The organism is Pseudoneobacillus rhizolycopersici, from assembly GCF_054786815.1.
The window spans coordinates 1-262 of sequence record NZ_JBTOOE010000132.1 but is presented as its reverse complement, the minus strand read 5'-3'; the positions used below and the strand labels follow the sequence as shown (position 1 = coordinate 262).

The following is a 262-nucleotide window of genomic DNA, read 5'->3' as shown; positions in this document are numbered from 1 at the left end:
AAGCCGACTTTCTGCAGGCGGGATTTGACGGCCTGCATGTCAGTATCGCTGCCATACAATGCCACCGGCGCGTCGGTTTTCAGGTGATGTGCCTTAACCCAGGCGCTGAGTTGTTCATCATTCATCTTGTCGAGCCAGGCGGCAGACAGGTTCAGTGCGGAAGGCTCGTGTCCTGAAGGACCATTAAGCGATTGCGGCCAGCCGTTGTAAAAAGCGCTCTGACGGGTATCGATCGCCGCGCCTTGCTTTTGCTGTAACTGGT

Annotated in this window: 1 protein-coding gene; it reads right to left on the bottom strand. The window is 56.1% G+C overall.

What is annotated here, in order from left to right:
- On the bottom strand, nt 1-262 hold a 262-nt coding region (locus ACX9YW_RS23135), incomplete at both ends, for a rhodanese-like domain-containing protein (RefSeq protein WP_460351081.1).